This is a genomic window from Falsiroseomonas oryziterrae (assembly GCF_021864505.1).
Classification (GTDB): Bacteria; Pseudomonadota; Alphaproteobacteria; order Acetobacterales; family Acetobacteraceae; genus Falsiroseomonas; species Falsiroseomonas oryziterrae.
This window is the reverse complement of record NZ_JAKJIB010000221.1, coordinates 1-6,823: the sequence shown is the minus strand read 5'-3', so window position 1 is coordinate 6,823 and position 6,823 is coordinate 1. Positions and strand designations below refer to the sequence as shown.

The following is a 6,823-nucleotide window of genomic DNA, read 5'->3' as shown; positions in this document are numbered from 1 at the left end:
GCTGCGCGAGGCAGTGCTGGCGGCGCTGCGCGACGAGGGCGTGCGCGCGCGGCTGGCGGCGGCGGGCGCCGAGCCGGTGGGCAGCAGCACGGCGGAGTTCACGGCCTTCCTCGCGCGCCAGCGCGAGTTCACCGGCAACCTGATCCGCGAGGCGGGGATCACGGCGGATTAGGAAGGTCTCACCCCCACCCTCCCACGCTGCGCGTGGGCCCCTCCCTCCCTCGCTTCGCGGGAGAGGGGATCAAGGCGCGGCCAGCAACAGCCGGTTCAGCTTCTCCATCGCGGCGGCCAGCGCGGCGCGGTCGCGCAGCGCCTGCTCGCGCGAGGCGCCGGCGGCGACCACGGCGTCGGTGATCTCGCCCCAGCTGCGCACGCCGTCGATGCGCGCGAGGAAGGCGGAGGCGAGCCGCGGGATCGGCACCATGGCGCGCAGACCGTCCCAGGTGACGGGCAGCACGTCGCCGCGCAGCGACTTCGCCAGCGCCGGGCCGTCCAGCTCGCGCAGCACGGGGACGGAGGCGTCGTCCTCCCAGCGCGGCGCGGCCACGGGATCGGTCGCGCGCACGCAATAGGCGATGTGGATGCCCATGTTGCCGCAGATCGCCTCGGCCAGCGCCGCGCGCGCGACCGGATCCATCCCCGCGGTGCGCGCGCGCAGCTTCGGATCGGCGAGCCAGGTGTCGGGATCGTAGCGCGCCGGTTCCACCAGGCAGGCGATGCGCAGGCCGGCGCCGGCGACGAGCGCGGCCAGTTGCGGCACGGTGAAGGCGACGTCGCGCGGGTTCAGCAGCAGGTCGTAGAGCCCCGCATCGCCGCCCTTGATGTGGTCCTCGATCCAGGGGTTCTTCTTGAGCCAGGCCGTCTCCGGCAGCTGCTTCCAGAGCCGCTTCGCGACGTCCACGCGCGCCGGCGGATCCTCCTCCGGCGGGGTCAGCAGGCGGAGTGCGTCCTGCAGCATGTAGACGCCGGTGCGGCCATGCGGCGCATAGACCATCAGCCCGATCCCGCCGCCCGGTGCCAGCACCGACACCAGCGCCGAAAGCCCCGCCGCAGGGTCCGGCAGGTGGTGCAGCACGCCGCAGCAATCGATGTAGTCGAAGGGCCCGAGGCCCGAGCGCGGCAGGTCGAGGATCGAGCCTTCCTCGAAGACCACGTTCTCCAGGCCCCGCGCCGCGGCGCGCGCGGTCGCGACCTTGCGCGCATGGGCCGAGCGGTCGAGCCAGGTGACCCGGCCGGGCCGGCCGAGCGTCGCCATCTGCTGCGCCAGCATGATCGTGCCGTCGCCCGACCCGCCGCCGGCGACCAGCGCGTTCAACGGCAGCGAGGCCGGGCGGCGCGCGCCGAAGATCCAGTGGTCCACCTCCCGCAGGTGGGAGGGACTGCCGACGACGAGCCGCTTCGCCTCGTCGCGCGGGTCGCGCGCCGGGTAGGGATAGGCCTCGTATTGCGAGGCAAGCTGGCGGTCGGTGGCGTCAGTCATCGGCTGCCTGCATAGGGGCACCCCGCCGGGGGCGGAAGCGGGCCGGTTGTCCACAGGTCGGGCGCGCCGTATCTAGCCGCCCATGCCCCGCAACCTCATCCTCGTCGCCGCATCCTGCGCGGCGCTGGCGGCCGCGCCCGCCCTGGCCCAGCGCGAGCAGCCGCAGCGCCTCGGCACGCATGGCTCCTGGACCGCCGCGACGCATCAGGAGAACGGCCAGAAGGTCTGCTACGCCTTCGCCCGCACCGCCCGCAGCGAGGGCGCGCCCGGCAACCGTGCCGCGCCGACGCTGACCGTGACGCACCGCCCGGGCGGGCGCGACCAGGTCGCGGCCTCGGTCGGCTACCCGCTGCCGCGCCAGTCGGAGGCCGTGCTGACCGTGGGGACGCAGGAGTTCCGCTCCTACGGCGTGGTGCAATCCTCGGCCTTCTTCCAGAACGGCGCGCAGCTGATCGGCGCCTTCCGCAACGGCCGCGAGGCGGTGGTGCGCAGCCCGGGGCCCCCGGGCCGGAGCGCGGTGACGGACACCTTCCCGCTGACCGGCTTCGCCGCCGCCTATGAGGCGATCTCGCGCGAGTGTCCGGCGCAGCAGAGACCGGCACGATGAGCGACGCGGCGGAGCTGTCCGGGTCGGAACGCGAGCGGATTCTCGCCAAGGCCGCGCTCTTCGCGCCGCCGCCGGCGACGCTGCCCGATGGCCGCCGCGACCTGGTCGGGCTTTCGCGCGAGGAGCTCGAGGCGGAGATGGTCGCGATCGGCGAGAAGCCGTTCCGCGCCCGCCAGCTCTGGCACTGGATCTACCACCAGGGCGAGACGGACTTCGCCAGGATGCCGACCATCGCCAAGCCGATGCAGGCGAAGCTGGCGGAGCGCTTCGTGGTCGGACGGCCGGAGATCGCGGCCGAGCAGACCAGCGAGGACACGACCCGGAAATGGCTGTTCCGCTGGCGTGACGGGCAGCAGGTGGAGACGGTCTACATCCCATCCTTGCAGGAGGATCGCGGCGCGGTCTGCATCTCGACCCAGGTCGGCTGCACGCTGTCCTGCACCTTCTGCCACACCGGCACGCAGAAGCTGGTGCGCAACCTGGGCCCGGCGGAGATCGTCGGCCAGTTCATGGCGGCGCGCGACAGCTACGGCGAATGGCCGAGCCCGAAGGACGGCACGCCGCGCTTGCTGTCCAACATCGTCGTCATGGGCATGGGCGAGCCGCTCTACAACTACGCGAACACGGCGAAGGCCCTGAAGATCGTCATGGATCACGAGGGCATCGGCCTGTCCCGCCGGCGCATCACGCTGAGCACCTCCGGCGTCGTGCCGATGATGGATCGCTGCGGGGCTGAGCTGAACGTCAACCTCGCCGTCAGCCTGCATGCGGTGACGAACGAGCTGCGCAACGAGATCGTGCCGCTGAACCGCAAGTATCCGATCGAGGAGCTGATGGCGGCCTGCCGGCGCTATCCCGGCGCGTCGAATGCGCGGCGCATCACCTTCGAATACGTGATGCTGCGCGGCGTGAACGACAGCGAGGCCGAGGCGCGCGAGCTGGTCCGGCTGATCAAGGGCCTGCCCGCGAAGGTGAACCTGATTCCGTTCAACCCTTGGCCGGGCAGCCCGTATCAGACCTCGAAGCCCGAGCAGGTGCGGCGCTTCGCGGAGATCGTGGAGCAGGCCGGCTATTCCAGCCCGATCCGCCGCCCGCGCGGGCGCGACATCCTCGCCGCCTGCGGCCAGCTGAAGACCGCCAGCGAGCGCGCGCGGAAGGCGAAGGTCGACGCGGCGTGAGCCGCGTCCTCGCCGTCTCCGCTGCGGCCTCGCACCGCTTCAGCAAGGCGCCGCAGCTCTCGATCCGGCTGCGCGAGGGGCTCGGCGTGGATGGCGACGCGCATGCGGGCGTGACGGTGAAGCACCGCTCCCGCGTCGCGCGCGATCCCACCCAGCCGAACCTGCGGCAGGTGCACCTGATCCATGCGGAGCTGTTCGAGGAACTGGCCGCGCAGGGGTTCCGGGTCGCGCCCGGCGAGCTCGGTGAGAACGTGACGACGCAGGGCCTCGACTTGCTCGGCCTGCCGCGCGGCGCGCGGCTGCATCTCGGCGCGGCCGCGGTGGTGGAGGTGACCGGGCTGCGCAATCCCTGCCGTCAGCTGGATGCTTTCGCGCCCGGGCTGATGGCCGCGACGCTCGGCCGCGACGCGCAGGGCAACCTGGTCCGCAAGTCCGGCGTCATGGCGGTGGTGCTGGTGGGCGGCGAGGTCGCGGCCGGCGATCCGATCCGTGTCGAGCTGCCAGCCGGGCCGCATGAGCCGCTGCAGCCTGTCTAGCCGCCGTCCGATCGGCGGAGGGCGCAGGCGCTCGCGCCGAGCACCGCAGCCGTGAATCGGCCGGCCGAACATGCATCCCCGCCGATCTGGCTGATGGCCATGGCGGCCTTTACCGTCGGCTGCGGCATGCGGATGCTCGACCCGCTGCTGCCGATGATGGCGCGCGACTTCGGCGTCGGACTCGGCGCCGTCGCGAAGCTGATCGCCGGCTTCTCGCTGGCCTATGGGCTGGGACAGCTGCTCGCCGGGCCGGTCGGCGATGCGCTCGGCAAGCTGCGCGTCGCGGCGGTGGCGATGGCGCTCTATGCCGGGACGCTGTTCGCCGCGGCGCAGGCGCCGGATCTCGGCGGGCTGCTGGCCTTCCGCATCGCGGCGGGGCTGGCGGCGGCGGCGACGATCCCGCTCTTCATGGCGCATATCGGCGACACCACGCCCTATGCGCAGCGCCAGGCGACGCTCGGGCGCTTCCTGACGGGGATGGTGATGGCGCAGCTGCTGGCGGGGCCGATCGCCGGCATCGTCGGCGACCTTGCCGGCTGGCGCGCCGTCTTCCTCGTGCTCGGCGCGGTGGCGGGCGCCATCACGCTGGTCTTCGCCTGGCGCATCGGGCCGGCCTGGCGCGTCGCGGGGCGCGGCCGCGCGGGGCTGAGCTTCGCCGGCTTCCTCGAACTTTTCCGCCGGAAGCGGCCGCGCATGCTGATGCTCGTCGCCGCGGCGGACGGCTTCCTGTTGTTCGGCGGCGTGCTGCCCTTCCTCGGCTCACTGCTGATCGAGGGCTTCGGGCGGTCCGCGACGGAAGCGGGGATCATCGCGGCGGGCTTCGGCCTCGGCTCGCTGCTCTACACGCGCGCGGCGCCCTGGCTGGTGGCGCGGCTCGGCGAGCGGCGGCTGGTGCTGCTGGGCGGACTCGGCATGGCGGCGGCGTTCGCGGTCATCGGGCTGGCGCCCGCCTGGTGGGTGGTGGCGGCGGCCATTGCGCCGCTCGGCCTGCTGTTCTTCATGCTGCACGGCGTGCTGCAGGCGCGCGCGACGGAGGCACTGCCGGAGGCGCGCGGCACCGCGGTGGCGGGCTTCGCCATGTCGCTCTTCATGGGCCAGAGCCTGGGCGCGATCGCCTTCGGCACGCTGATCGGCGGCGCGGGCTTCGCGGCCGGCTTCCTCGTTGCGGCGGTCGGGATCGTGGCGCTCGCCGTGGCGATCCGCCGTTGGGTCATTCCCTCGCGTTGAGCGGCGTCAGCCGAGCGCGTTCGGCGCCGGCTCCTTGCAGCGGCCGGATTCGAGATGACCGATCTTCACCGGCCAATATGTGCCGTCATACACGGTCTTCAGCGCCTCCACGCCCTTTGCCGGCTTGCCGAACTTGTCCTTGACCTCTGTCGTCTTCGTCCAGGGTCCGGTCTTGTAGGCGAAGATCCGCCAGTGGCCGGTGAGGTTGAATTCCAGCATGCCGAGGCCGATCGCCGACTTGTCGACCCCGGTTCCGGCGAGGATGAGCCTGATCGTGCCGTCGTCCGAGATCGTGTCGCGCGCCGTCTCGCCGTCGCGCATTTTGCCAAGCGCTTCCTTGACGAGTTCCTTGCCCTTCTTGTCGAGGCCGCGGACCTGGTTGTCGAAGCAGGACAGGTGGTGAATGTGATACTTCATCGCCCTTGCTCGCCGGTGCTGTGCCGCACGGCATGCTAGAAGCGAGGCGTGGCGATTTCAACCAGCGCGATCATGGCGCATGGATCCCGAGCCGCGCGAGGCGCTGCGCCTCGGGCAGGTTCAGCGCGCCGTCGGGGACGCGCCCCGCGGCCAGCGCGGCGACCTGCCGCACCGTGTCCATCGCCTGGTGCTCGGCGGCTTCAGGCGTCAGGCCGCCGATATGCGGTGTCGCGACCACGTCCGGCCGCGCGGCGAGGTCCGGGTCGGGCCACTGGTCGGGCGCGCTGCCGACATCGCAGGCGAAGCCGCCGAGCTGCCCGCCGTCCAGCGCGGCGGCCACCGCCGCCTCGTCCACCAGCCCGCCGCGCGAGAGGTTCACCAGCAGGACGCCGCGCTTCATCGCGGCGAGGCTGCGCGCGTTGATCACGTGCCGCGTGGACTCGTTCGCGACCGCCAGCGGCATGATCACGTCGCTCTCGGCCAGCAGGCGATCGAGCGTCGCCGCCTCTGCGCCCTCGATCTGTGCGTGCGGATCATTCGCCAGCACGTGCATGCGCATCGCCGTCGCGATCCCGGCGATCCGCCGCGCGATGCGCCCATAGCCGATCAGGCCGAGCGTGCGGCCGGCCAGCTGCCGCCCCATGCGCGGCACCGGCGTGCGGCGCGCGCGAAAATCGGCCGCGTGGCGCGACACGCCGCGGGCGAGGTCCACCATCATCCCGACGGCAAGCTCGGCCACGCTGTCGACGAAGCCGGGCGTCGCCTGCGTCACCAGCACGCCCGCCCGCGATGCTGCTGCGATGTCGATGGTGGAGACATCCACCGCGACGCGCAGGAAGGCGACGAGGTCAGGGGCGTTCGCGAAGGTTTCGGCCGTGCCGGGCGTCGCGCGGTCGGCGACGATGGCCTGGCAGCCCGCGGCGGCCTCGGCGAGTGCGGCGCCGGTGAGCGTCGTGTCGGCTTCGTGCAGCACGACCTCCGCCACCTCGCGCAGCGCGGCCAGCGCGCGGTCGCCGTAGTAGTTGGCGCGCATCTCGGGGGTGTGGGCGAGCAGGACGCGCATCGTGGGCCTCATGTTTCGGTCATGACATGCGGGCGCATGTCATCCTCAAGCGCCGGCGCCCGCATCCGCGGGCTTGGCTCGCCGCATGTGCGGCGGGCCGCATTCCGGGACCCCGCACGCGTTGCGAAGCAAGGCTAGCGAGAACCCGTCGCGGCCTCGGCCGTCTTCGACGGCCGCAGGTTGCGGCATCCGAGTTGGGCCTCACGACAGGGTCCAGGTCACGGCGAGCCCGCCGAGCCCGGCCAGCATCGCCGGCAGCAGCCGCCTGCGCAAGGCCAGGCAGCCGAGGCCGGCGGCCACCACGCCGGCGCAGCG

7 protein-coding genes are annotated in these 6,823 nt (G+C 72.7%); 4 read left to right on the top strand and 3 right to left on the bottom strand.

The window, feature by feature from the left end:
* Positions 1 to 241 precede the first annotated feature (241 nt).
* Positions 242 to 1,480 (bottom strand): class I SAM-dependent methyltransferase, encoded by a 1,239-nt coding sequence (locus tag L2I40_RS16120; RefSeq protein WP_237216218.1) that lies wholly within the window; start codon positions 1,478 to 1,480, stop codon positions 242 to 244.
* Between the two features lie 82 nt (positions 1,481 to 1,562).
* On the opposite strand from L2I40_RS16120, the gene L2I40_RS16115 reads away from it, so the two are divergent.
* The 4 genes from L2I40_RS16115 to L2I40_RS16100 all read left to right on the top strand — a co-directional run bounded on the left by L2I40_RS16115 (position 1,563) and on the right by L2I40_RS16100 (position 5,028).
* Complete coding sequence (locus L2I40_RS16115; RefSeq protein WP_237216217.1) at positions 1,563 to 2,087, top strand: invasion associated locus B family protein; 525 nt, start codon at positions 1,563 to 1,565, stop codon at positions 2,085 to 2,087.
* Positions 2,084 to 3,265, top strand: a complete 1,182-nt coding sequence (gene rlmN / locus L2I40_RS16110) for a 23S rRNA (adenine(2503)-C(2))-methyltransferase RlmN (protein WP_237216216.1) — start codon at positions 2,084 to 2,086, stop codon at positions 3,263 to 3,265. The genes L2I40_RS16115 and rlmN overlap by 4 nt, the downstream gene beginning before the upstream one ends.
* Positions 3,262 to 3,801 (top strand): MOSC domain-containing protein, encoded by a 540-nt coding sequence (locus L2I40_RS16105; RefSeq protein WP_237216215.1) that lies wholly within the window; start codon positions 3,262 to 3,264, stop codon positions 3,799 to 3,801. Before rlmN ends, L2I40_RS16105 begins: the two co-directional genes overlap by 4 nt.
* A 93-nt stretch (positions 3,802 to 3,894) precedes the next feature.
* Positions 3,895 to 5,028 carry an MFS transporter gene (locus L2I40_RS16100; RefSeq protein ID WP_237216214.1) on the top strand — a complete coding sequence of 378 codons (1,134 nt, stop codon included), beginning with the start codon at positions 3,895 to 3,897 and terminating at the stop codon, positions 5,026 to 5,028.
* 6 nt (positions 5,029 to 5,034) lie between these two features.
* On the opposite strand, the gene L2I40_RS16095 is transcribed toward L2I40_RS16100, so the two are convergent.
* A complete protein-coding gene (locus L2I40_RS16095; RefSeq protein ID WP_237216213.1) occupies positions 5,035 to 5,445 on the bottom strand; it encodes a hypothetical protein in 411 nt (136 codons plus the stop codon).
* Positions 5,446 to 5,515: 70 nt separating this feature from the next.
* Positions 5,516 to 6,508 carry an NAD(P)-dependent oxidoreductase gene (locus tag L2I40_RS16090; RefSeq protein ID WP_237216212.1) on the bottom strand — a complete coding sequence of 331 codons (993 nt, stop codon included), beginning with the start codon at positions 6,506 to 6,508 and terminating at the stop codon, positions 5,516 to 5,518.
* Positions 6,509 to 6,823: the final 315 nt, after the last annotated feature.

Bases quoted from the DNA above. Each gene is read 5' to 3' on its own strand.
- L2I40_RS16090 (WP_237216212.1), bottom strand. From the start codon at position 6,508: ATGCGCGTCCTGCTCGCCCACACCCCCGAGATGCGCGCCAACTACTAC.
- rlmN (WP_237216216.1), top strand. From the start codon at position 2,084: ATGAGCGACGCGGCGGAGCTGTCCGGGTCGGAACGCGAGCGGATTCTC.
- L2I40_RS16095 (WP_237216213.1), bottom strand. From the start codon at position 5,445: ATGAAGTATCACATTCACCACCTGTCCTGCTTCGACAACCAGGTCCGC.
- L2I40_RS16115 (WP_237216217.1), top strand. From the start codon at position 1,563: ATGCCCCGCAACCTCATCCTCGTCGCCGCATCCTGCGCGGCGCTGGCG.
- L2I40_RS16120 (WP_237216218.1), bottom strand. From the start codon at position 1,480: ATGACTGACGCCACCGACCGCCAGCTTGCCTCGCAATACGAGGCCTAT.
- L2I40_RS16100 (WP_237216214.1), top strand. From the start codon at position 3,895: ATGGCCATGGCGGCCTTTACCGTCGGCTGCGGCATGCGGATGCTCGAC.